The 22,008-nt window shown below is 68.7% G+C and carries 18 protein-coding genes and 6 pseudogenes; 14 read left to right on the forward strand and 10 right to left on the reverse strand.

Going from position 1 to position 22,008, the window contains the following annotated elements:
• Positions 1-114 precede the first annotated feature (114 nt).
• The 3 genes from OG878_RS23070 to OG878_RS23075 all read left to right on the forward strand — a co-directional run bounded on the left by OG878_RS23070 (position 115) and on the right by OG878_RS23075 (position 2,425).
• Positions 115-690, forward strand: a complete 576-nt coding sequence (locus OG878_RS23070) for a hypothetical protein (RefSeq protein WP_328888539.1) — start codon at positions 115-117, stop codon at positions 688-690.
• A gap of 246 nt (positions 691-936) precedes the next feature.
• The gene (locus OG878_RS42330) at positions 937-1,494 is read left to right on the forward strand and encodes a DUF6959 family protein (protein ID WP_443049150.1); all 558 of its coding nucleotides are present in this window, start codon (positions 937-939) and stop codon (positions 1,492-1,494) included.
• 145 nt (positions 1,495-1,639) lie between these two features.
• Complete coding sequence (locus tag OG878_RS23075) at positions 1,640-2,425, forward strand: AfsR/SARP family transcriptional regulator (RefSeq protein WP_328888540.1); 786 nt, start codon at positions 1,640-1,642, stop codon at positions 2,423-2,425.
• Positions 2,426-2,625: 200 nt separating this feature from the next.
• Here OG878_RS23075 and OG878_RS23080 read toward each other — a convergent pair whose 3' ends face one another.
• The 8 genes from OG878_RS23080 to OG878_RS23120 form a co-directional block, all read right to left on the reverse strand.
• Entirely contained in the window at positions 2,626-3,699 is a 1,074-nt protein-coding gene (locus tag OG878_RS23080) for a hypothetical protein (RefSeq protein ID WP_328888541.1), read from the reverse strand.
• A gap of 431 nt (positions 3,700-4,130) precedes the next feature.
• On the reverse strand, positions 4,131-4,568 hold the full coding sequence (locus OG878_RS23085; RefSeq protein WP_328888542.1) for a hypothetical protein: 438 nt from the start codon (positions 4,566-4,568) through the stop codon (positions 4,131-4,133).
• Between the two features lie 726 nt (positions 4,569-5,294).
• Complete coding sequence (locus OG878_RS23095; RefSeq protein WP_328888543.1) at positions 5,295-5,666, reverse strand: nitrile hydratase accessory protein; 372 nt, start codon at positions 5,664-5,666, stop codon at positions 5,295-5,297.
• Positions 5,663-6,259 (reverse strand): nitrile hydratase subunit alpha, encoded by a 597-nt coding sequence (gene nthA, locus OG878_RS23100; RefSeq protein WP_328888544.1) that lies wholly within the window; start codon positions 6,257-6,259, stop codon positions 5,663-5,665. The genes OG878_RS23095 and nthA overlap by 4 nt, the downstream gene beginning before the upstream one ends.
• Positions 6,160-6,927, reverse strand: a complete 768-nt coding sequence (gene nthB / locus OG878_RS23105) for a nitrile hydratase subunit beta (protein WP_328888545.1) — start codon at positions 6,925-6,927, stop codon at positions 6,160-6,162. The genes nthA and nthB overlap by 100 nt, the downstream gene beginning before the upstream one ends.
• A gap of 377 nt (positions 6,928-7,304) precedes the next feature.
• Positions 7,305-7,799, reverse strand: a complete 495-nt coding sequence (locus OG878_RS23110) for a hypothetical protein (protein ID WP_328888546.1) — start codon at positions 7,797-7,799, stop codon at positions 7,305-7,307.
• Positions 7,800-8,386: 587 nt separating this feature from the next.
• Positions 8,387-9,052, reverse strand: coding sequence for a signal peptidase I (gene lepB / locus OG878_RS23115; RefSeq protein ID WP_328888547.1), 666 nt, complete (start codon positions 9,050-9,052; stop codon positions 8,387-8,389).
• Between the two features lie 254 nt (positions 9,053-9,306).
• A complete protein-coding gene (locus OG878_RS23120) occupies positions 9,307-9,483 on the reverse strand; it encodes a hypothetical protein (RefSeq protein ID WP_328891540.1) in 177 nt (58 codons plus the stop codon).
• A gap of 19 nt (positions 9,484-9,502) precedes the next feature.
• Here OG878_RS23120 and OG878_RS23125 point away from each other — a divergent pair.
• The 5 genes and pseudogenes from OG878_RS23125 to OG878_RS23145 form a co-directional block, all read left to right on the forward strand.
• Positions 9,503-9,673, forward strand: a pseudogene (locus tag OG878_RS23125) (site-specific integrase); the annotation flags it as partial.
• A 125-nt stretch (positions 9,674-9,798) separates the two neighbouring features.
• Positions 9,799-10,269, forward strand: a complete 471-nt coding sequence (locus OG878_RS23130; protein WP_328888548.1) for a VOC family protein — start codon at positions 9,799-9,801, stop codon at positions 10,267-10,269.
• 304 nt (positions 10,270-10,573) lie between these two features.
• The gene (locus OG878_RS23135) at positions 10,574-11,152 is read left to right on the forward strand and encodes a suppressor of fused domain protein (protein ID WP_328888549.1); all 579 of its coding nucleotides are present in this window, start codon (positions 10,574-10,576) and stop codon (positions 11,150-11,152) included.
• A 231-nt stretch (positions 11,153-11,383) separates the two neighbouring features.
• Positions 11,384-11,581 carry a hypothetical protein gene (locus OG878_RS23140; RefSeq protein WP_328888550.1) on the forward strand — a complete coding sequence of 66 codons (198 nt, stop codon included), beginning with the start codon at positions 11,384-11,386 and terminating at the stop codon, positions 11,579-11,581.
• A gap of 70 nt (positions 11,582-11,651) precedes the next feature.
• Entirely contained in the window at positions 11,652-12,767 is a 1,116-nt protein-coding gene (locus OG878_RS23145; protein ID WP_328888551.1) for a baeRF3 domain-containing protein, read from the forward strand.
• Between the two features lie 299 nt (positions 12,768-13,066).
• On the opposite strand, the gene OG878_RS23150 is transcribed toward OG878_RS23145, so the two are convergent.
• Positions 13,067-14,218: a PP2C family protein-serine/threonine phosphatase gene (locus OG878_RS23150; protein ID WP_328888552.1), complete on the reverse strand. Its 1,152-nt coding sequence runs from the start codon at positions 14,216-14,218 to the stop codon at positions 13,067-13,069.
• A gap of 376 nt (positions 14,219-14,594) precedes the next feature.
• Between OG878_RS23150 and OG878_RS23155 the strand changes: the two genes are divergently transcribed.
• From OG878_RS23155 to OG878_RS23180, 6 genes and pseudogenes are all read left to right on the forward strand, one after another.
• Positions 14,595-14,822: a ferredoxin gene (locus tag OG878_RS23155; protein ID WP_328888553.1), complete on the forward strand. Its 228-nt coding sequence runs from the start codon at positions 14,595-14,597 to the stop codon at positions 14,820-14,822.
• Positions 14,812-16,208: pseudogene (locus OG878_RS23160) on the forward strand (NAD(P)/FAD-dependent oxidoreductase). The gene OG878_RS23155 and the pseudogene OG878_RS23160 overlap by 11 nt, the downstream one beginning before the upstream one ends.
• Before the next feature lie 39 nt (positions 16,209-16,247).
• Positions 16,248-17,453, forward strand: a pseudogene (locus OG878_RS23165) (cytochrome P450).
• Between the two features lie 322 nt (positions 17,454-17,775).
• A pseudogene (locus OG878_RS23170) lies at positions 17,776-19,242 on the forward strand (ATP-binding SpoIIE family protein phosphatase).
• A gap of 564 nt (positions 19,243-19,806) precedes the next feature.
• Positions 19,807-20,034 (forward strand): annotated as a pseudogene (locus tag OG878_RS23175) (peptidase inhibitor family I36 protein); the annotation flags it as partial.
• Between the two features lie 45 nt (positions 20,035-20,079).
• Positions 20,080-20,247: pseudogene (locus OG878_RS23180) on the forward strand (IS701 family transposase); the annotation flags it as partial.
• Positions 20,248-20,615: 368 nt separating this feature from the next.
• Here OG878_RS23180 and OG878_RS23185 read toward each other — a convergent pair.
• Positions 20,616-21,881 (reverse strand): serine/threonine-protein kinase, encoded by a 1,266-nt coding sequence (locus tag OG878_RS23185; RefSeq protein WP_328888554.1) that lies wholly within the window; start codon positions 21,879-21,881, stop codon positions 20,616-20,618.
• Positions 21,882-22,008: the final 127 nt, after the last annotated feature.

Below are 22,008 nucleotides of genomic sequence, written 5' to 3' on the forward strand. Positions count from 1 at the left end.
CTCCGCGCATCATCAGAATTTCATTCGCATTGCAGCGCCTTCCTGAATGGTTTGCAAGAGCGGCGGCCGTCGACGGGGAGCGGCCGCCGCCCCTCCCGAGGAAGGAACACGAACATGGCCGTCATCGAGAGCTCTCTCACGACGATGCTGAAACAGCGGAGGCTCTTCCTCACCCGGGAGCGGAGCGATGCCGCCGAGATCGTGTACGTATGTGTGGACGACGGCCTCCCCGGCGGCTATCCGGTCGGCTACGTCATCCCGTCCCGTGCGGGAACCTGGTTCGCGTACGCCCGGGCCCGCCCCGGCCGCGTCTTCGCCTGCGACCAGGTGGACGCCGGCCTGCTGAGCATCGATGCGGCCGTACGCGCCGTCCTCGGCCATGCCCGGTACGGGGACGTCCTGTACGCCCTGGAACAGGGAGTCGGCTCCGACACCACGTACACCACCGAGGTACGCCAGGACCACGCCGTCTGGCTCGCCGCGCTTGCCGAGCCCGAAGGGATCACGCACCTCGGCAACGGCAGGGTCCGCTTCACCGGCCCCGCCGTCGCGTATCTGCGGGGTCTTCCGGAACGCCTCGGCTGTCACGTGGACGACGAGGATCGGATCCGGCTCGCGGGCGAGTCGTACCGGCTGATCCGCGAGATCCGGCACACCGGCCCTGCAGGCTCTGAAGGAGGCAGGGAGTAGCGAACCCGCCGAGGACGGTCTGTCGTCCGGGCGCCGGCCACCCTCCGGCGAGGCGGAGGCGCCGGCACCTGACGAAGACCTGAGGGAGAAATTCTGGGAAGGCGACGTGACGCGTTGTGCGCCGGGCAGGATTCAACGTCCCGCACAGGCCCCGGGAGTTCGCGCGGACGGGTTTCGGGGAGCACCTGACCGCCTGGAGCACGAAAGCTCGGGAACGCTCAACACCGGGCTTGTCCATTGTGGTTGGTGCCGCCTGATGCCGGGTCGGATGTCGGTAGGGAGTGTGTCGGGGCTGGGCCGTTCACGGACCGTGGCGACAGCGCAGTGGTGCGCCTGCCCGGCCGCCGCTTCCCTGGCGTACTGATTCAGGGTGACTCGCTCCCCATACCTCCGCAGCGACGTCGCCGAAGTGGTGGAGCGTTCAACCGGGGCGACGAGGCCCGCGAGATCGTCGGCCTTCTCCCGGCGGACCCTGGTGTGCTGCTCGCGCGCCACTCCTCGGATGCGGTGCTTCGGGGCGCTTGCATGTCAGTGCGCTGGAACGGACTGCCAGCCGATGGCGTAAGGGCCGGGATGCAAGGAACCGGAGGCGGGATATTCGCCCTGAGCCTGCCTTTCGCCGGGCAGCGCATGCTCGTGGTCTTCGTTGCCGCGTCGGTTCCGTCCGTTCCCCGGCCCATGCCACTCCGAGCGGGCGCGGAGGCTTTTGAACGGACCCCGGGCGACCGGGAGCCACGCCGTTCCGGCATGCGCGCGGTACTCGCAAGGGGTGGGCTGCCCCCGACCAGAGGTCGGGCTTATTAGCACAATTTGGACGATTAGACAACCCTCAACGGACAGAGCAGCATGGATTCTGGTTGGGAGGTGAAGATCGCGAATCCTTGGGCAGTGGTGCTGCTGCCAGTCGGCGGGCGCCCGGGTGGACCGATCCCTAAATGATCACACAGACATGAGTTCAGATGAGCTCGCTTTCTCTTCTCTGGCCGTGAAGAGCCGACCGTCCGTACACATAGCTCTTCTCGGCGGTTTCGACCTGGTGGTCGGCGACGTCCCGGTGGCAGTCCCGCTCGGCTCGAAGCGACTCCTGGCGTCCATCGCGCTCAACTACCGCGCCTCTGTTCCTCGGACCTTGATCGCCGGAAGTCTCTGGCCCGAAGCGTCCGAACAGAGGGCGAACACGAACCTTCGGGCGGCGCTGTCACGCCTGCACGACCTCGGCCGGAAAGCACTGGACGTCTCTCCCAACGAGGTGCGCCTCGCGCGGGAGGTCACCGTCGACCTCTATCACGCCCGGTCGTTGGCCGAACGCATACTCGACCCCGGCGTCCCGGCCGAGGACCTCGGCCTCAACGCGGCGACCGTCGACCAGCTCTCCGCCGATCTGCTGCCCGGCTGGTACGACGAGTGGGCCTTGCTCGAGGCGGAGCATTGGCGTCAGCTTCGACTCCATGCCCTCGAGAAGCTGGCGGGAGAACTCATCGACGCTGAGCAGTTCGCCGGGGCGGTGACGGCCGCCCATACGGCCGTCCAGGCAGATCCACTGCGGGAGAGCAGTCAGGTCTCGCTGATCCGCGCCTACCTGGCGGAGGGCAACCTGGTCGAGGCGCTGGACCACTTCGAACGCTACGCGCAGCGTCTCCGCAACGAGTTGGGACTCTGCCCCACGCAGCAGCTGCGCCAGCTCGTGGCCGAACTGCGGCAGTCGCACCCCGGTGGCGGATACGTGCAGGAGTGACCACGGCCGGATGCCATGTAGGGGCATCCCGTGGCGGTTGATACCCGTCCGTGGATTGCCCGTGCCGGGGGGCCTCACGATCCTGGGGGTGCGGCCCCATGACGTGCGCCACGTCCTCGGTGGTGAACATCTGCGAACCCGCCACTGTTGCCAGTGGCGGGTTCGCTTTGTCGAAGTGGGTCGGCACATGGGTGGTGTGTTTAGAAGCCACCGACGGCCTGGTTGCCCTGGTTGGCTCCGCCACCGCCACCGACGGCCTGGTTGCCCTGGTTGGCTCCGCCGAATCCGCCGATGGCCTGGTTGCCCTGGTTCACGGGGCCGAAGCCGCCGATGGCCTGGTTGCCCTGGTTCACGGGGCCGCCGCCGCCGATGGCCTGGTTGCCCTGGTTCACGGGGCCGCCGCCGCCGATGGCCTGGTTGCCCTGGTTCACGGGGCCGCCGCCGCCGATGGCCTGGTTGCCCTGGTTCACGGGGCCGCCGCCGCCGATGGCCTGGTTGCCCTGGTTCACGGGGCCGCCGCCGCCGATGGCCTGGTTGCCCTGGTTGACCGGGCCGCCGCCGCCGATGGCCTGGTTGCCCTGGTTGACCGGGCCGCCGCCGCCGATGGCCTGGTTGCCCTGGTTGACCGGGCCGCCGCCGCCGATGGCCTGGTTGCCCTGGTTCACGGGGCCGCCGCCGCCGATGGCCTGGTTGCCCTGGTTGACCGGGCCGCCGCCGCCGATGGCCTGGTTGCCCTGGTTGACCGGGCCGCCGCCGCCGATGGCCTGGTTGCCCTGGTTGGCTCCGCCGCCGCCGATGGCCTGGTTGCCCTGGTTGGCTCCGCCGCCTCCAATGGCTTGGTTGCCCTGGTTGGCTCCGCCGGTGTTGCCGATGGCCTGGTTGCCCTGGTTGACCCTGCCGGTGTTGCCGATGGCTTGGTTGCCCTGGTTGACCCTGCCGGTGTTGCCGATCGCCTGGTTGCCCTGGTTGACCCTGCGGGTGTTGCCGATGGCCTGGTTGCCCTGGTTGACCCTGCCGGTGTTGCCGATCGCCTGGTTGCCCTGGTTGACCCTGCGGGTGTTGCCGATCGCCTGGTTCCCCTGGTTAACGGTGCCCCGCGGGCAGATGTTCGGGTTGGGCTGCTGGCCGCAGAAATTCGGTGCCGCAGTCGGGGTCTCTGACTTTGATACCCCCTGAGGTGCTGCGGCGGCGGCCCCCGCGCCTGCTCCGAGAGCAAGCGTCGCGGCCAAGCTGGACGCGCCTATCAGACGAGGTATGCGATGCCGGATCACCATGGCGGTCTCCTTGCATGTGAAAGCGGGTTTGCGCTTGCCTGCACCAGTCATCGTGGGGTGGTGGGCATCACCGTCGCGTGACGCAGGCGTGACCAGGGTCGGTGGGCTCCCGCCGGCGAGTAACTCGTGCAGCTGGCTCTGCATGACCTCGGGCCCACGAGTCGCCCCAGGTCAGCGCCATGCCCCGGCCCCGCCCACGCACCTCTGGGCGGGGCCGGGGCTCGTTCGTCCGGTCCCACTCCGAAACCGACGAAACCCGCCACGAGGCCGTGGCGGGTTCGCGTGGTCGAGGCTGATCGGCAGGTTCGGCGTGTTCATCCCGGGATCGGGGTCACTGCGTTCGATCCGCAACGTTCGTTCTGGCTGGCCTCACCGGCCGTACCCTGCGCCAGGTTCCCCTGCTGGAAGCTGCTCGGCGCACTCTGCGCCTGTTAGGGGGCCGGCGTGAGCAAGAAGCCGAGTGCGATGGTGTTTCGGATTGCCTGGTTGACCTGGATTGTCTTGCCGGTGTTTCCGACGGCTTGGTTGGCCTGGTTCGTCTTGCCGGTGTTTCGGATTGCCTGGTTGACCTGGATTGTCTTGCCGGTGTTTCCGACGGCTTGGTTGGCCTGGTTCGTCTTGCCGGTGTTTCCGATTGCCTGGTTGACCTGGATTGTCCTGCCGGCGTTACCGACCGCCTGGTTGGCCTGGTTCACAGCCGGTTGCGGCGCTTGCGGCGCCATGTCATCCAACAGGCCGATGGCGGGGCGTGGCTGAGTTCTTCCGCAGGGGGGGTCGCTGTAGTCGGCGGCGTAGGAGCTTCCCGCGCCGAGGGCGACCAGGCCCCCGACAGCTGCAACGGTGATCGCGACCTTCTGGAGCTTGCGCATGAATCTTGCCCTCCGGGCCTGTGCATTGCGGAACTGTATTACCCGCTGCAATCGAATGGGCACTAAAAGTACATTTGGAGCGGATTCATCTCCCATCAGGGACCCGTGTCGGGCATTCCGATCACTCATTCACCCTCTCCAAGAGCGCCCACGCCCCCACTCGCCCATGGAGGAGGTCGCGCACAGTAGTGATGAGGCGGTGGCCGGTGTTGCCGGGGATGGTCAGGTTCGCGTAGCTGAGGTCGATGGGGCCGATGAGCAACCGGTTGAACAGAGGGTCGGCCTCGCGAGGCTTCCGCAGCTTCTTGTACGGCGTGCCGGCCGGGAGCGAAGGGCAGGCATGGGGGGAACGCCTTCTGAGCCGGCCCCTTCTTCTGTGCCCACGCAGGACTCGAACCTGCGAAACCCGCTTGAGGAGTCCGAGTAAGTGGACGCCATTACGTGTCGCGGTAGAGGGTGCATCGCGCAGCGAAATGCCGGGGACCGTGGCCGTGCGCCGTCGCTGATGACAGGTTTGGGTGTCAGGCCGACCGAGGCGCGATGTTCACCCCGCGGTAGTCGCAGCCATCCTGTCTGCAGCCCGAGGCTTCCCGGATGAGGTCCACTTGCTGCCCGGCCGACAGTGTGCGGAACCCGGTCATCCGGATGTCGGAGCAGCGGCCGGGACCCGGTGGAGGGCCGTCGGGTCCGCGGTGGTGCTCCCGAGACGCCGGCGGCGCCTCGGGGTCAGTGCGCGTGGTGATCGTGGCCGTGGTCGTCGCCCTCCCGGTGGCCATGGTCTGCGGGACGTTCCGCCAAGGCGTGGGCGCGTGCGGTGACTTCGTCCGCGGACACGGTGCACAGGCCGACGAGCACGTCCTCCAGGGCGGCCAGCCAGAGCTGGTAGTAGTTGTAAGGCTCGTCCTGGGCCGGAGTGGTCTCCCAGGCCGCGATCCGGGCGATCAGTGCGGCCTGGAATCGCGGCCAGGTGAACGCGCCTGCCTCGTACAGGCTGACGGCCATGCCGAAGGCGCGGCTCTCCCATGGCTCGGCGAACACCAACTCGCCGTTGGAGCGCGGTGGTGCGGCCGGGCCTTCGATGTCCAGCGGCGCGGTCACGGTGCCGCCACCTTGGCCACACCGACCATCGCGTCCCGGGTCACCAGCGGCACGAGCTGTTCCTCGGTCAGGTGCGCGGTGCCGGCCGGCCGCTCGGGCAGTACCAGCCATCGCACCTCACTCGTGCTGTCGTGGACGGTGATCTGCACGTCGTCGTCGAGTTCGAGTCCCATCTCGGACAGCACCGTGCGGGGCTCCTTCACCACGCGTGCGCGGTAGGCGGGGTCCTTGTACCAGCTCGGCGGCAGGCCCAGCACCGGCCACGGGTAGCAGGAGCACAGCGTGCACACCACCACGTGGTGGGTGGTCGCGGTGTTCTCCACAACGACGATGTGCTCGCCCTGCGGCCCCGAAAAGCCGAGCTCCTTGATGGCCGCGGTGCCGTCGTCGAGCAGCCGTCGCCGGTACTCCGGGTCGGTCCACGCCTTGGCGACGACCTTGGCGCCGTTGAGCGGGCCCACGTTGGTCTCGTAGGTGGTGATGATCCCGTTCATCAGCTCCGTGTCGAGCAGGTTCCGTTCGGTGAGCAGTTGCTCGAGCGCCTCGGTGCGCAGAGCAGGGGAAAGGCGTTCGCCTGATCCGGTGGTGGCCATGAGGGGGTCTCCAGGTAGCTCTCGTACATCTCGACGGTGAGCGCGAAGGGTTCGGCGTCGGCGCCCCACAGCTCCTGTGAATCGAATCGCACCGAGTAGACGTGCTGCGGGTTCTCGCCCTGGAAGTGGGCGTTGGTGTCCGGTAGCACGAAAGCGGGCTGGATGACCTCGACCATGCCGGTATGTCCCCGCACATAACCCGGCAGTCGGGTGTGCCCGGGCACCGACATGGCCTTGGCCCGTACGCGCTCGCCGACAGCGAAGGCCGGCGCGGTGTCCACGGATCGCAGCGAGCCCTCGGCGGTCGGCGCGTAGTCGGGCCGGGCGGGCTCGGGGATCGGCGGCTCCTCCACGCGTTCGCCGCGCAGGTTGCGGGCGCGGGCGTCGATCGCGCCCGGCGCAAGGATGGCGCTCTCGGTGAGCATCAGTTCCCCGGCATTGAGCCAGCGGCCGTAGTAGCCGTCGTCCAGGTAGGCGGATCGGTCCAGTCGCTCCAGCGCGTACCGGAAGGCGTCCGTGTTGACGCCACCGCACGCAATGCGGCCGGAGAGAACCGCCAGCGCAAATGCCTGGCGCTGCCAGGGCTCCTCGAAGACGGGTTCATCACGCCTCGGCGGATGAACGGGCCCCCACCCCGGGGTGCCGCCCATGTCGGCAATTCCCTCCATGGTGAGACTCCTCAAATCCCCGCATAACGGACTGGATGTCTGAATCGTATGCGTCAGGTGTCATCCGCGCCGCGATGGCTGCGCCGCACATACGCCGAGGCCGGGTCGCTGAGCCCGCCGTGTGCGGTCGAGGCGGCGGCTGGGGGGCGAAGTGGGATGCCATGGGCCCTGGACCGTGATCGGTCCGGGGCCTATGCGCTGGTGCTTCCGGCAGGATTCGAACCTGCGACACCCGCTTCGAGGTGCGAGTGGGGCGATTTGGGACCTGACCTGCGGCAGGACGACTTCGGCGGATGCTGACTGTTGTCGCTACCAGCCACCGCGGTTCGCCGTGGATCCCCGCCCGGTCCGGCGCGGTTGTGGCACCTCGCAGCTCCTCAACGGCGGCCCAGCCGGGGTCGCGAGCCTACGCGCGCCGGCATGGCCAGTTCGGCCCGCAGCGCGTCTTCCAGCGCTGAAAGGCCATCCTCCACACCCTGAAGTGGCCACTCGTCCGCCGGTGAGGAGCTGTCCAAGATCACTGTCTGGACGCGAAGCAGGGCACGGTGCACGTCACTCACAGCGGAACGAACCTCGTCGCCAGATATCAGGGATGCCTCGACGATCCACTTGTAAGCGGTCGACCGGTTGTCGAAGAGCTTCCCGTCATCCTCATCCTTCAGGATGGAGGCCAGCGAGTCGTGCCAGCCGTAGAGCCTGATCAAGAGATCCCTGTACAGGCCCTTCTTGTCATCCAGCCAGCGCACCTGTTCTGCATGCGCTCGCTGTTCCTGCTGGATACGTACCTGTCCGCGCTGAGCGAGCCATGCGCCCGCAAAGCCGGTCACAGCTCCCACCGTTGTGCCCGCAAGTCCGACCAGCGCTGCTTCCATGGCAGCTTCCTAGCAGAAAACTGACTCTGCGGGCAGAGAAAGATCAAGGCCGGCGGAGTCTCAGAGGCTGAGTCGAGCGCCGGCGCAAAGGGCTGTGAGCACTGGTCCGGAAGACCCCGCACGCGCCCGGTGGCCGACCCGGCAAGGCGCCGACCTGCGCGATCGCAGACGGTTCGCCGCTCATTCCTGCGGCTCCCCATGGCGTCCCTTCCGATCGGGCATGCCACGGGCACGGCCTACGGCCCCGGGAGGGCGCTCCGCGGTGCGATGACATCCGCTTCAGGGTTCGATCTCCGTCGCGTCTGACGGACTTCACCCATGGGCATCCAGACCGTCGGCGGCCGCTGAACACTGCGGCTGTCCCTGCTCGTCGATGTCAGCGGCGGATGTCAGCGCAGGGCCGCACCCTGTACGGCCGGTCCGGCGGTCAGGTTGCGCCGGTGGACCGATGTGCCACCTCGGCCGTACCAAGAGTCAGCGATGCGGGATGGCCCGGTGGTCCCGGTAGTGGATGCTGTCGCCGATCGTGTCCTGACACACCGAGCCGCCGCGCTCGCGCCGGCCACGACACGCATACTCAAGATCGCTCAGGCCGTGGGCCACGGCGGCACAGCCGCGAGCGGCCGCCGGGCACGCCGCCCGGCCACGTACCCTCCGATCCCCAGGCCGATCCCGACCAGGGTCAGCACGATCCCGAGGACCCCGAGCGCCACCGACACCGCTGGCACAGTAAGACTTTTCTGCACCCGCCCGAGCACCCCGGAGGCAGCGACGCTGCCCGACTGCTCGTAGAGGAAGAACCGCGAGTCGTTCGAATTCCCCCGGTGGTCGCCCAGCAGGAACAACCGCCCGTCCGGCACCTGCACGTCGTACGGTCCGTTTGCCGGGTTCACTTCGCCGCGCATCACATACGGTTCGTCGACCGGCTTCCCGTTCACCGTGATCCGATGGCCGTCGCACACCACGTGATCGCCGCCCATCCCGATGACCCGCTGCAGGACCGGTCTGTCCTGATAGCGATCGGGCACATGGACGAGTACGACATCACCCCTGCGTATCTCGCCCGCGTCGATGCGCTCGATGATCAGCCGCTCGCCTGGGCGGTACGTGGGCTCCATCGCCTCGCTCATGACGGTGACCCCCTGGTAATGCGTGAAGAAGTATCCGATGCCCCCCAGCATCAGGACCAGCCCGAGTGGCACCAGTACCCAGGACGCGACTCGCAGCCCGATGCCCGTTCCCCGCTGCGGCATGAACACCCCTCCCTCGAACCGCCCGAGGCCAGGCGGACCAGCAGAGGCTAAGCCGTCTCCGGGCGGGAACGCACCTCACCTCCCCAAGACCGCACTGGTCGGTGGAGTCTTTGGCCCGGTCACGTGCGGGCACAAGGGTCCTCGAGCACCAGTTCGGAAGATCCCGTATGCGGGTACAGTCTGACCCGGCAGGCCACTGACCTGCGCGTTCCCCGAGGTTTCGCCGCCGTTCCCCCTGGCTCCCCGCTGGTCGCCTACCGATCGGGCACGTGAGGGGCACGGCCCTTCTGGCCCTGCTCGGCTTCCCCTGGGGCTGCAATGGCTCGGCGGCGCCAGCGCGTGACCACCACGCCGGTGACCACACAGAGCAGCAGCGCGCCGACGAGAGCACCCCAGCCGACAGCGACGATCGAGCATCCGAGCGATTCCACAGCGCCCCCTCTCCCGGGGAACGGCCACGTCTTCACCACCCGCACCGGTCGCCCGGTCGAGCCGCGCAATGTGTACCGCTCCTTCACCCGCGTCTCCGGCTCCACCGGCCTCCGCGTCGTCCGGCTGCCCGATGCCCGGCATGGCTGCGCGACGCTCCTCACCGCGGCCGGGGTCGCGCCCCGCGTCGTGAGGCGAAGATATCCATGCGACGGCGTCCGGTGTCCGGGCAGCCGGCGAAGATACACCGATGAGTTCCGCCGGCCGGGCCGGTCTGCCAGTACGTACGCCATCGAGTCACCGACTGGAGACCCACCATGACGAATCCCGCACACCCGGGCCGCACGCTGTTCGTGAACATCCCCGTGGCGGACCTCGAGCTCAGCAAGGCGTTCTTCGCCAAGCTCGGGTTCGGCTTCAACCCGATGTTCACCGACGAGACCGCCGCCTGCATGCTGGTCGGCGAGCACGCCTTCGTCATGCTGCTCAGCCGCGAGAAGTTCGCGGAGTTCGCGAAACTGCCGATGGCCGATCCCACGACGCACACGCTGGCGTTGTACTGCTTCAGCGTGTCGTCCCGCGATGAGGTCGATACGGTCAGCGCCGCTGCACTCGCGGCGGGCGGCTCCGAGGCGGATGGCGCCGAGGACTACGGCTTCATGTACTCACGCAGCTTCTACGACCTCGACGGTCACGGCTGGCAAGTGATGTGGATGGACCCGGCAGCGGCGGAGCAGGGCCCCGAGGCGTTCGCGGCCTCCGCACAGGACACCGACACCCCGGCCTGACCCACCACGCGGAAGGCACGTGGCAAAGCGGTCGTCAACGGCAGCTCCACCGCCTGAAGGCCCCGGACCACCTGCGCGGGTGTCGGCGAGCTGCGGCAGGCGTACCGGGCGCAGCAGCGTGCGGGCGGCGCCCGATGATCTGCGCCCGCCGGGGCAGCTGAACTCCCGCCCGTGTCGAGGCCGGCGGAACAGAAGACCGAGCGCATGTTCGTAAGAACGTCCACCGCCACCTGTGGCATATGCGCGAGAGCATGGATTTTTCGCTCGGGCATGGTGCACGGTGACACTGTGTACAGTCCCGCGCATGCCCGCACCCGTCATCGTCCGTGATGTTTTCCACCGGCTACAGGAGGAGCTGGGGGAGGAGGACGCCGGCATCACCTTCGAAAACGGCCCTGGCCCGCTCGACCGGATCGACGTCATGGTCCACAGGGCGGCGGATTCGTCGGGCGTCACCGTCTTCACCACGGTCGGGATGTCGGTCGAATCCATGCCCTCCCGTGACGGCCGAACAGGCGGCCGGGCGGAACTCCGTCTGTTCCGTCGTGGGCACGTGGAGCCGCAGGACGAAGGCCTCATCGCAATGTGCCTGGCAAACCTGGCGGCGTATCCGTGGACGCTTGGGCGGGCTCTTGGCTGGGGCGAGGTAGCCACCTTTCCTGACGACGTGCCGACCTTCCCGGGGTGCCGCCGCGCCTTCCTGGCGGGCCCTTGGACCGACGAGCAAACCGGCTCCATACAGACCAGCACCGAAGCCGTTCGGGTGGTGAACGTTGTCCCGATCAGCGAATCGGAACGGGTTCAGGCCCTGGCGCTACGGCCGAAGGCGTTCTTCAGCGATCTGCTCGATGCGCGGGACGTCTTTACGCCGCCCAACCCATGAGTTCGTCGTCTGTGACTCTGCCGAGCTGTCCCGACGCAGCGACCAGGGGAACAGGAACGTAGCCCCTACATACCTTCGGCCAGTTGACCTCGCGCCTCCCTTGGGCCGGGTCTGTGGGGACACGGCAGGCGACACCGATTCGCTGAGGCCGGCACGGCCCCCTGCTGCAGTGGGTACGGACAGCTGGCTGCGCGGTGTGCACGAGCAGCCGAGCGGGAGCACTCTTGATGCATGAGCGCCCCGATAGTCGTGCACCGGTGCTCCCCCGCGGGTCGGGTGGTCTCGATCAACGATGAGATGGTCGGCGTCGTCCGCGACCTGGTCGAACTTCTCCGGCGGGCTGGAATCCATGACGCCGAGCTTTGTCTCGACGACCCGCACTGGATCGAATGGCGCGGCGGCCGGGCCCATCTGTACGAAGCGGTCTAAGAGCGTCCCCTACATGGCGAGGTTGCAGAAGCGCTTGTAAGAGCAACGGGCTCACCAGGAAGGCACCCTCATGGAAACTGATGCCCTGACTTCCGACATGCTGCGAGACCTGCGGTCCGACAGGCCCTACCCGGCGGTCTCCCTGACTATGCCGACGCACCGGCGCGAGCCGGAAAACGCCCAGGACGCGGTGCAGCTGCGCAACCTCCTCGCGGAAGCCGAGCGCCGGATCGACACCGACCCGCAGGCATCGCGCCAGGACCGCATTGACCTGCACGCCCAGCTGGAGCGGGCCGTGGCCGACATCGATCTGCGCCATGCCATGGACGGCCTGGTGCTGTACGCCACCACTGAGGAGCACCAGATCTGGACCGTGCCGCGTCACGTCCCGGAGCGGGTAGTCCTCAGCGACACCTTCCTGACCCGCAACCTGGTCGCTGCCAAGGCCCAGGCCCACCCCTACTGGGTGCTGGCCGTCGCCGCCGACACGGCGACCCTGTGGAGCGGCGCAGGTGGCATCCTCCACCAGCACGAGGGGAATGGATTCCCCGCCCTGGCACCGGAAGGCGAGTGGGACGTCCAGCACAAGGAACGCGTGGGCGACCAGCCGAGCACTTTCAGCGATGAGGACACCCGCCGTTTCATGCGCACCGTCGACATCGCGCTCGCCGCGATGCTGTCAGCCGAGCCCCGCCCACTGTTTCTCGTCGGACTCGCCGAGGCCGTGACCCTGCTGCAGGAGGTCGGCACCGCAGCCCGCGCCCCGGCCGCCACAGTGATCAAGGGTGGCCTTACCGACGGCCCCGAAAGCGTCCTTCTCCAGGAACTCGAACCCGCCCGCGCCGCACTGGCGGCCCAGGAGACCAGCCGGGTCGACACGGCGCTGGACGATGCCCGCAGTCGGCGAACCTTCGCCGCCGGGCTGGACGAGGTCTGGGAAGCTGCCAGCGCCGGGCGCGCCGCGATGATCGCCGTCGAGGAGCACTTCCAGCCCACCGTTCGGCTGACCGACGGCCACCTCACCCCACTGAGCGGCGAACCGGAGGGCGGCTGGGAGGCCGGCGTTCGCGAGGACATCGTCGACGAACTCGTCGAGACCGCTCTGGACCACGGCACCGAAGTGGTCTTCCTCCCCGACGACCGCCTCACCGAGCATGACCGAATCGCCGCAGTGCTGCGCTACTGAACCCCGGCCGTGGCCCTCGCTACTCGTCGGTGCGGTCGACACCGGTAGGTGTGCAGGACGTCCGCGCTCCCGACCCTGGCCGGTTATCGGGCGCCCCCTCCCGTGTGGCGTCCGTCCGCAGGTCAGCGGCCTGTGGGCGGGGAGCCAGGGTGAGCAGGTCCGGGACCCCTGAGCAGGATTTTCATAGAGCACGATCACCGCCACTTCCCGTTCGCCCGCACAGTCCCGGCGGCTCCTCTGCGAGCTACGCCGGCGCGTGGATGCGGAACTTGACCGGCTGGGAAGCGCTTGGTGATGACTTACTCCAGGTGCGGCCCGTGGAGCTGGTGGGCGGCAGTGCGTTCGATGGCCAGGAGAGCGGCATCGTCGGTGGGTACCTCGCCGACGTGGGCGAGCAGGTCGTCGTGGATGTGGCGCAGCAGGGCATCGGGGCTGGAGGTGGAGAAGGACGCAACGCGCTCGGCGAGCGGGTAGAAGGTTCCGGTCGGTGAGCGGGCTTCGATGACGCCGTCGGTGTAGAGCAGGAGGATGTCGCCGCTTTCGAAGGGGAACGGGTCGGCGCGGTTGCTTGGAGCGGGCGATGCGGCGGGCAATGTGCACATACCCAGCGGGGGTGCGGGGCGGCGCGCATGCAGGGTCGTCACCTGGTGATCGTGCACCAGCAGGGGCGGGGGATGGCCGCAGTTGATCATCTGGGCCTGTGAGCCGTGGTCGGGAATGTCGAGCATGAGGGCGGTGATGAAGTGCTCTCCGGGGTCGTGCTCGGTATCGGCCACCTCCTCCACGTTCAGGCAGAAGCTCTCCTCAAGTGCCGCCGTGAGCTCGGCCAGCGTGGCGTACCGGTGAGCACCCTCACGGAACGCGCCCAGCACCACCGATGCCTCACCGATGGCGGCCATGCCCTTGCCGCGGACGTCACCGATGATCACCCGAGTGCCGGGATGGGCGGCGCGAGCGATCGCAAACAGGTCGCCGCCGATCTGGGTCTCGTCCTCGGCGGCCAGATACAGCCAGGCCACGCGCAACGGCCCGATCCGGCGGGGCGGAGGCCGCAGCAGAACTCGCTGTGCCGTCTCGGCCACCGATCGTGCCCGGTTCAACTGACGACCACGCCGCTCCCGCACGGAGCAGACGAAAACCACCAGAGCGGAGAGCACGGTCAGGGCGATGATCTGCGAAATGTGGTTGGTCGTGGCCAGCCCGCCGTGGAGAACAGCGATGAATACCTGAGCGGCCACAGCAAGAACGCCGATTGCCGCAGTCAGCCATGGGCCGGCGAAGGAGGCGGTGAGTGCGGGTGCGATGACCAGCAACGGCCCAAGATGGACATCGGCCGGCGAGTGGATGTCCACCACAGTGATCACGATGATCAGCGCGAGCGGGATGGCCACCATTCCGCGGCCCGACGGCTGCTCAAGGAGGCGGTCCACCGAGGCGCGCTGAACACCCATACACCTCATTGTGTCCCTTACCCGAGGCGACGCATGTTCCCAGGCTGTCAGCCACGGACGACGGAGACGTTCCCGCCCGACCCGGTAGAGCCAGCACCGAGCTGAGCAGCCCGCCTGTGGTGGGACCGGAGGGAACGGCGGACTCTTCGGAGGCACCGGCCGATCGACAACTTCACCGCACCCCCGGTAGTCCTCCGGCGGCCCGAGGAGCTTCCCTTCGCCTCGCGCAGGGCCTTGTATCCCGGCGCCGCCCACGCCTTGCGAGACCTGGGCGGAGGGCTGAACCTGAAGAGGAGGCATGCCCACCGGCCATAGGGACCGAGCGCAGACGGCTGCGGGGCTCGGCCACCGCGGCCCGTGCAGGGAGCGGATTCCAATGAGGCTTGTCGTCGATCTCAACCGGTGTCAGGGGTACGCACAGTGCGTCTTCCTCGCCCCGGACGTCTTCGCGCTGCACGGGGAAGAGGCGCTGCTGTTCTCACCTCGCTTCGACGAGGCAGAACGTGGCCGGGTGGAGAAGGCTGCTGCCGCGTGCCCGGTCCAGGCCATCCTTGTCGACTACTCCGACGAGCCGACGAAGGGGGTGGAGCCCCATGTCGGCTGAGACGGACGTCGAGGTCCTGCGGCGCCAGGGCCGCATCGTCGTCGTCGGTGCCTCGCTGGCCGGTCTGCGTGCGGCGGAGACCTTGCGCGCGAAGGGCTTCACCGGATCACTGACCATGATCGGCGACGAGCCGTACGAACCCTACGACCGGCCGCCGCTGTCCAAGCAGGCGCTGCTCGGACGGGCACGGCCCGAGGACACCGCGCTTCCGCGGCGGCGGGACATCGGCGCCGAATGGCGTCTCGGCGTGGCCGCCGAGGGCCTGGACCGCGACGCCAAGGAAGTGCGCCTGACGAACGGCGACACCGTCCCCTACGACCGCCTGCTGATCACCACCGGGACCAGGGCGCGGCCCTGGTTCCACCCGGAAGAGGCCGCACTGGACGGGGTGTTCGTGCTGCGTACCCGCGACGACTCGGCCCGCCTGCAGCGGAAGCTGACCGGGGGCGTGTCCCGGGTGCTGGTGACCTCCGCGCCGGTTTCACCGGCGCGGAGGTCGCCTCCGCCTGCCGGGAGCTGGGCCTCGCGGTCACGGTCGCCGAGCGCGGCCCGGCACCGCTGGTGGGCGCGCTCGGCGGAGTGATCGGTGCGGTCGCGGACCGGCTGCAGCGCAAGCACGGGGTCGACCTGCGGTGCGGCGTCAGCGTCACCGCCCTGGAGGGCGACGATGTGGGACGGCTCAGGCGCGCCCATCTGTCCGACGGTTCGTCGATCGACGTGGAGGTGGCGGTCGTCTCGCTCGGTGCGATGCGGAACACGGAATGGCTCGCCGGCTCGGGGGTGGCCGCGGGGCCCCGGGGCATCGCGTGCGACGCCGGGTGCCGGGTGTTCGACGTCAACGGCATCGTCACCGACGACATCTACGCCGCCGGTGACGTCGCCCGCAGCCCCCACCCGCTGTTCGACTACCAGTTCCTGGCGCTGGAGCACTGGGGCAACGCGGTCGAGCAGGCCGAGATCGCCGCTCACAACATGATCTGTGCCGGGCCCGAGCGCCGCCCGCACCTGTGGCTGCCGATGTTCTGGTCCACCCAGTTCGGCGTCAACATCAAGTCGGTGGGCGTACCCTCGCTGGGCGACCAGCTGGTCGTCGCCCAGGGGACACTCGCCGAGGAGCGGTTCGTCGCGGTGTACGGCTACCGCGGCCGTGTCATCGCCGCAGCGTCCTTCGACGGAGCCAAGTGGCTGGGGTTCTACGAGCAGCAGATCGCGTCCGGCGCCCCCTTCCCGCCGGAGTACCGCACGGTCGACCGCCGGACCGAGACGTTGCAGCCGGTCGACCCGGCCTTCCCCGACCCCCATCTGCCCACCCACGGGCCCACCGTCACACTGACGGGGTACTCACCGAGCGAACGGCGTGTCACGTTCGTTCCGTCGCATGCCTGATCACCGGCCCTGCACCGCCCGGAGCCCTCAGGAGTCACCATGACGTCCGGCACCATCTCCGCGCAGATCACCGACTACGCCAATCGGGCCGATCCCTATCCCCTCTACGCGGAACTGCGCAAGCAACCGGTCAGGCGGGAGGACGACGGCACCTATCTGGTCAGCACCTACTACGAGGTGCGGAGCCTGGCCAACGACCCACGGTTGAGCAACGACACGAGCAACCGTCCACCCGGCTACGCCCGCGTCGGGCGACAGGCGGAGTCCAACCTGCCGCCCAGCTTCATCTTCACCGACCCGCCCGTCCACGACCGGCTGCGCGACACCATCAACCGCGTTCGGTCCGCCGCACAGCCCCAGGTTCCTCGACGGCCTGCGCGGAGAGCTGGCCAAGGTTGTCACCGAGCTGCTCGACGCCTTCGAGGGCAAGGACCAGGTCGACATCGTCGAGGACTTCGCCTACCCCCTTCCCGTCACCGCCATCTGCAAGGTCCTGGGCGTGCCGCGCGAGGACGAACCACGCTTCCACGGCTGGGCCGACGCACTGGCGTCCGGACTCGATCCTCGCTCCGACGGCGCCGACGGTCAGGAAAAGGCACAGCGGGCGCGCCAGGACCTGGGCGCCTACCTGTCCGATCTGATCGAGACCAAACGCCGCCACCCCGGCCCCGGGATACTCAGCGCGCTCGCCCCCGACATGACACCGGCAGACCTGGAGGCCACCGCGGTGCTGCTCCTGGTCGCCGGCCACGAGACCACCGTCAACGCGATCACCAATACGACCCTCACCCTGCTGCGCCACCCCGACGTCCTCGATCGGTTCCAGAAGGACCCGGACCTGGCCGTCCCGCTCGTCGAGGAAGTGCTGCGGTACGAGCCTCCGGTCCAGTTCGTCCCGTGGACCACACCGCCCTGGCCGACATCGACGTCGCCGGCACCACGATCCCCGAAGGCTCGCCGATCTGGCTCATGCTGGCCGCGGCCAACCGCGATCCCCGGCGCTTCGAGGACCCCGACCGGTTCGATCCGGACCGCAAGGACAACGAGCACCTGGGCTTCTACACCGGCATCCACTACTGCTTCGGCGCGCCTCTCGCCCGCATAGAGCTCCACGTGGCTGTGCCCGAACTCTTCCGCCGGGTCAAGTTCTCCGGCCTGCTCGAGGACCCGCCGCCGTACCGTGCCAACGCGGTGCTGCGCGGCCCGCGCCATCTTCCCGTCGCCATCGAGGGCCTGACGGCCTGAGCACCACTGACGCAGGGCCGGCTGAGGAGAATGCCAGGAGCGGCATCGGTGTCCTGCGGGATCGCGACGCCTGCTCGTGGGGCACCTTGCGAAATGGTCTGTCAAGGTGACTCCGCTACTGCATCGGGTACCTTCCTCCACGCTGCTCGAATGTCCGCCCGGTGTACGGCCTGATGATGCTCCCCGAATCAACGGGGTCTCCGCGCGTTGACCGGCAAGCGAGGGCGGCTGCGCATGTCCTGGTCGGATTCCTCCAGATGGGTGGACAGGTGCGCAACAAGGAATGGGAGACGTCGGGGTTCACCGGGGAAGGGAGGTATGCATGCCTCGTAATCCGGTCAGGGGGCTGACCGCGCTCCTTGCGGCAGTGGCAGTCCCGCTTGCCGTATGCGTGGTCCTGCTGCCGGTCCGAGACATCCTGTCCCACACGAACGTGGCCCTGATCTTGATGTTGGTCGTGGCCGCGGTGGCTGCCCTCGGCAACCGCTTGGCCGCGGCCCTCACGGCCTTGTCCGCCGCCGTGTGGTTCGTCTTCTTCTTCACCACCCCGTACGAAAGCTTCATCCGCTTCAACAACGCGGACGACATCGTCACCGCCGGGCTGCTGCTGGTCGTCGGCCTGGCGGTCTCTCAGCTGGCCCGCCGCTATTCCCGTGAGCACGCCATCGCCACCACGCTGCAACGCAGCCTGCTGCCCCGTGTACTGCCGGACACCAGCGCCGCCCGGGTGGCGTGCCGGTACGTGCCCGCCGAGGCCGAGGTCGGCGGGGACTGGTTCGACGTGATCGCTCTGCCGGGCTTCCGCACCGCCCTGGTGGTCGGGGACGTGGTCGGCCATGGCCTGCGCTCCGCTGTCACCATGGGTCGACTGCGCACCGCGGTCCTCAATTTCTCCACCCTTGACCTGCCGCCCGACGAGCTGCTGGCCCGCCTTGACGACGTGGTCAATCAGATGGATGCGGGGGCGGGCGCCAGTCAGGATGTGAACGTCGTGGCTACCTGCCTGTATGCGATCTAAGACCCGACCTCCCGTAGCTGCACGATGGCAAGAGCCGGTCACTTTCCGCCCGCCATCGTCCATCCGGACGGTCGTGTGGAGATTGTCGACCTGCCCGCAGGACCCCCGCTCGGTCTGGGCGGCCTGCGCTTTCAGGCCGTCGAGCGGAACCTGCCGGAGGACACGCAACTCGTGCTCTACACCGACGGGCTCATCCACAACCGGGACCGCGACATCGGGAGCGGCCTGAAGCTGCTGTGCGACACGCTCTCCGGCGTGGGGCTCGACCCGGAAAAGACGTGCGAGATGATCCTGGAGAAGGTGCTGCCCGCCCGTTCGGTCGATGACGCCGCTCTCCTGGTCGCCCGCACCTGCGCGTTTCCCCGTGACCGTATCGCCGAATGGGACATCCCGGCTGTTCCCGCCTCGGTGCCCGCCCTGCGCACCGAGGTGCTCGCGAAGCTGGCCGAGTGGAACCTGGAGGAGACGTCATTCGCTACCGAACTGATCCTCAGCGAGCTGGTCACCAACGCCATCCGCTACGGGGCACCCCCTGTCCACGTGCGCCTTCTGCGCGATACCACCCTGGTGGTGGAGGTCAGCGACGGCAGTAGCACCTCCCCGCATCTGCGCTACGCAACGGACATGGACGAAGGCGGTCGCGGAATCTTCCTCGTCGCTCAGTTCGCCGAGCGGTGGGGCACCCGCTTCACCCCCACCGGGAAGATCGTCTGGGCCGAGCAGTCAGCTCCATCGGTTCCCGTCGTCCCCGCCCTGGCATCGGTTGGGTGACCGGGCCGGACTGCTCGAAGTCCTCCACAGGGCCTGCTGCCCGGGCCGGCCTCCGATTCGGCGTAGCAAGTTCGGAAGGTCGCGTACGCGGGTGACGGATGAGCTGGGATCTCGCTGAGCTGGGGTTGGGCACCGCTCGCTCCGTAGGACCCCGCTGTTCCCCGTTACTGACTTCGGCCCGTCTGGGAGGCATTGCGCCCGCTGGGGGTGGGCCTGCACGAGGCCGAGCGGGTGGTCCACGCGCGATACGAGGCCCTCGAGCATCTCCAGCCAGTCGGCGCGCTCGCCGGTGACGGCCGGGACCTCGGTCACTTCACGGGTGGTCTTCTCGCTGACAGCCATGATCTCCGCCTTCTGTTGGTTCCTGTTCCGCCGTTCGAGAGACACGTCGGAAGCCATATAGGTCGGTTCCCGACCTGAACGGCGCCCGCCTCAACGGCCGTTCGCGGCGACGTGTACGTGCGGACCAGGTGACCCGCGCGGCGGGGCGAGGAAGGGCAGCGGTACGGTCCCCCTCGCGGCGCGGCCCCTATGCCGGGAGCGCCGCGGCAGGGAGGGGAAGGAATGCGCACGTCACTGCCTCGGCGTGTGGCTTCCGTGGCCGCGACACTGGGGCTCTTCTCGCTCGGCCCGGCCGGTGCGGGCGCTGCGCCCGCGCAAGCCGCGGTCAGCGACTGCCCGCCGGGATACCTCTGTGCCTGGAAGTACGACAACGGCACAGGCTCGATGTTCAAGACGAAAACGAACAAGGCGACGCTGGGCACCTGGGACAACAAGATCCGCCTGGTCATCAACCGCTCGTCCCTGATTCCCGTCGTCCAGGAACGCGACGGCGACGCGCCCACCCGGCGACGGTGGATGCTCGCCCGCCGCAGCATCTCCAACCCCGACGAGATCGCCTACTACCGGGCCAGCGCCCCGCTCGACGCCACTCTCGCGGACCTCGCCCGGATCGCCGGATGCCGCTGGAAGATCGAGGAGTGCTTCCAGAGCGCCAAGAACGAATGGCCGAGATCCGCCGTCTCCTGGCAGCCGGCCCTCCACCCCGGGACCGCCGCGACCACGCCGTGAACTGGTCACGATGGAGACGACGCCACCAAGCGCGCGCCCGCCACTGCCACCACGCGCGGCGCGGTTACTGTTCTCCGGCACCAGATGGCCAAAGCCCTCGCACGCCTGTGACGGCCCAGCTGAACTCCCCGCCGTCAGGCCGCTGACCAGCCCGAATGTCGAACTACGGCTGGAGTACCAGCTGTCTGTATGGACGACCGAGCGGCGGGGGCGACCCGGGCCGGCAGGAGACGGTGAGAGGAGGGTCACCTCTCGGGGAGGACTGCACCACGCCGGAGCAGCGCGGAACGCCCCGGCTCTCGTCAGTGTTTGCCCTTGCCGCCGTGCTTGTCGGGCCTCGGCTTGGTGTTGTCGGCCGCCTTCTGTGTCTCCTGGGCGGCGGGCTGTGACGGAGAGGAGGAGGGTGCCGGTGTGGAGGGAGAGGAGGACAGCGGCGTGGACGGATCAGCCTGCGGCCCCTGCGCCGAGCCGGTGTCGGGAGAGAACCAGGCCATGCCGACGAGCAGCGCCACGACGAACAGGGCGGCGGTGCCCAGCGCGGCCACGAGTCTGGAACGGCGGAGGAGCGACAGGCGAGGTCGGCGCGGCACCGCTCGGTGCACACTCGTCCTCCATTCGGTGTCCGCCGCCGGGACGAAGACGCCCCCGGTAGCTGCGGTGTGCGCGGGCGTCGCGAGCCCAGTGGGTCTCGAGCCCGTTACGGGCAGCCCGCCCCGGCGGGTGTGGTCCTGGTGTTCCTGTGGCAGGGGTTCCGGTGTTCCGCGCCAGGCCCCGTGTGCGAACCAGTCCGCCGCTTCCTCGGCCGTGGGCCGTTCCTGGGGCTCCTTGGCCAACAGGCCGAGCAGGTAGCTCTCGAAGGCGGGCGGGAGACTGGCGCCGAGTTGCCGGGGCGGCACGGGGACGGCGTCGAGGTGCTGATGCAGCACTGCGAGCGCGGAGTCCGCCTGGAACGGCGGCCTCCCGGTGAGAAGTTGGTACAGCACACAGCCCAGGGAGTACACGTCGGAGGCCGGACCGGCGGCGCGGCCCAGGGCGCGTTCGGGCGCGAGGTAGAGGCTGGTGCCGACGATGTGGCCGGTGGCGGTGAGGGCGTTACCGGGGTCGTCGAGGAAGCGGGCGATGCCGAAGTCGCCGATCTTCAGGGTGCCGTCCGCGTCCAGCAGGAGGTTGGCGGGCTTGATGTCCCTGTGGACGATGCCCTGACGGTGGGCGGCGGCGAGTCCGCCCGCGGCCTCGGCGGCGATACGGGCGACCCGTTCGGCGGGGAGTGCTCCCTGGGCGGCGAGCGCCCCGGCGAGGCTGTCGCCCTCGATCAGGTCCATCACCAGGAACAGGCGGTTGTCGTACTCGCCGAAGTCACGGACACCGACCACGTGCGGGTGGTTGAGGCGGCCGGCGGTCTGCGCCTCCAGGCGGAAGCGGGAGGCCGCGGTGGGGTCGGCATCCCGGGTGAGCATCAGTTTCACGGCTACCGGTCTGTCCAGTGTCTCGTCGAAGGCGCGCCAAACCTCGCCCATCGCTCCGCGCCCGATGGCGTCCCGCAGCCGGTATCGGTCCGCTATCAGCACTGTGTCTCTTCCTCATGCCCGAAGACGTCTTGATCGCCACAGGCCGTGGCTCACCGAGAGAGCACGGATGGAGGGGGCGCCGCAGCGGCCTTAGCGTACCTGCCCCGCGAGGGCCGCATATGGAGCC

The sequence above is a fragment of the Streptomyces sp. NBC_00316 genome, assembly GCF_036158715.1.
Taxonomy (GTDB): Bacteria; Actinomycetota; Actinomycetes; order Streptomycetales; family Streptomycetaceae; genus Streptomyces.

Bases quoted from the DNA above. Each gene is read 5' to 3' on its own strand.
- OG878_RS23070 (WP_328888539.1), top strand. From the start codon at position 115: ATGGCCGTCATCGAGAGCTCTCTCACGACGATGCTGAAACAGCGGAGG.
- OG878_RS23075 (WP_328888540.1), top strand. From the start codon at position 1,640: ATGAGTTCAGATGAGCTCGCTTTCTCTTCTCTGGCCGTGAAGAGCCGA.
- OG878_RS23080 (WP_328888541.1), bottom strand. From the start codon at position 3,699: ATGGTGATCCGGCATCGCATACCTCGTCTGATAGGCGCGTCCAGCTTG.
- OG878_RS23085 (WP_328888542.1), bottom strand. From the start codon at position 4,568: ATGCGCAAGCTCCAGAAGGTCGCGATCACCGTTGCAGCTGTCGGGGGC.
- nthA (WP_328888544.1), bottom strand. From the start codon at position 6,259: ATGGCCACCACCGGATCAGGCGAACGCCTTTCCCCTGCTCTGCGCACC.
- nthB (WP_328888545.1), bottom strand. From the start codon at position 6,927: ATGGAGGGAATTGCCGACATGGGCGGCACCCCGGGGTGGGGGCCCGTT.
- OG878_RS23110 (WP_328888546.1), bottom strand. From the start codon at position 7,799: ATGGAAGCAGCGCTGGTCGGACTTGCGGGCACAACGGTGGGAGCTGTG.
- lepB (WP_328888547.1), bottom strand. From the start codon at position 9,052: ATGCCGCAGCGGGGAACGGGCATCGGGCTGCGAGTCGCGTCCTGGGTA.
- OG878_RS23130 (WP_328888548.1), top strand. From the start codon at position 9,799: ATGACGAATCCCGCACACCCGGGCCGCACGCTGTTCGTGAACATCCCC.
- OG878_RS23135 (WP_328888549.1), top strand. From the start codon at position 10,574: ATGCCCGCACCCGTCATCGTCCGTGATGTTTTCCACCGGCTACAGGAG.
- OG878_RS23140 (WP_328888550.1), top strand. From the start codon at position 11,384: ATGAGCGCCCCGATAGTCGTGCACCGGTGCTCCCCCGCGGGTCGGGTG.
- OG878_RS23145 (WP_328888551.1), top strand. From the start codon at position 11,652: ATGGAAACTGATGCCCTGACTTCCGACATGCTGCGAGACCTGCGGTCC.
- OG878_RS23150 (WP_328888552.1), bottom strand. From the start codon at position 14,218: ATGGGTGTTCAGCGCGCCTCGGTGGACCGCCTCCTTGAGCAGCCGTCG.
- OG878_RS23155 (WP_328888553.1), top strand. From the start codon at position 14,595: ATGAGGCTTGTCGTCGATCTCAACCGGTGTCAGGGGTACGCACAGTGC.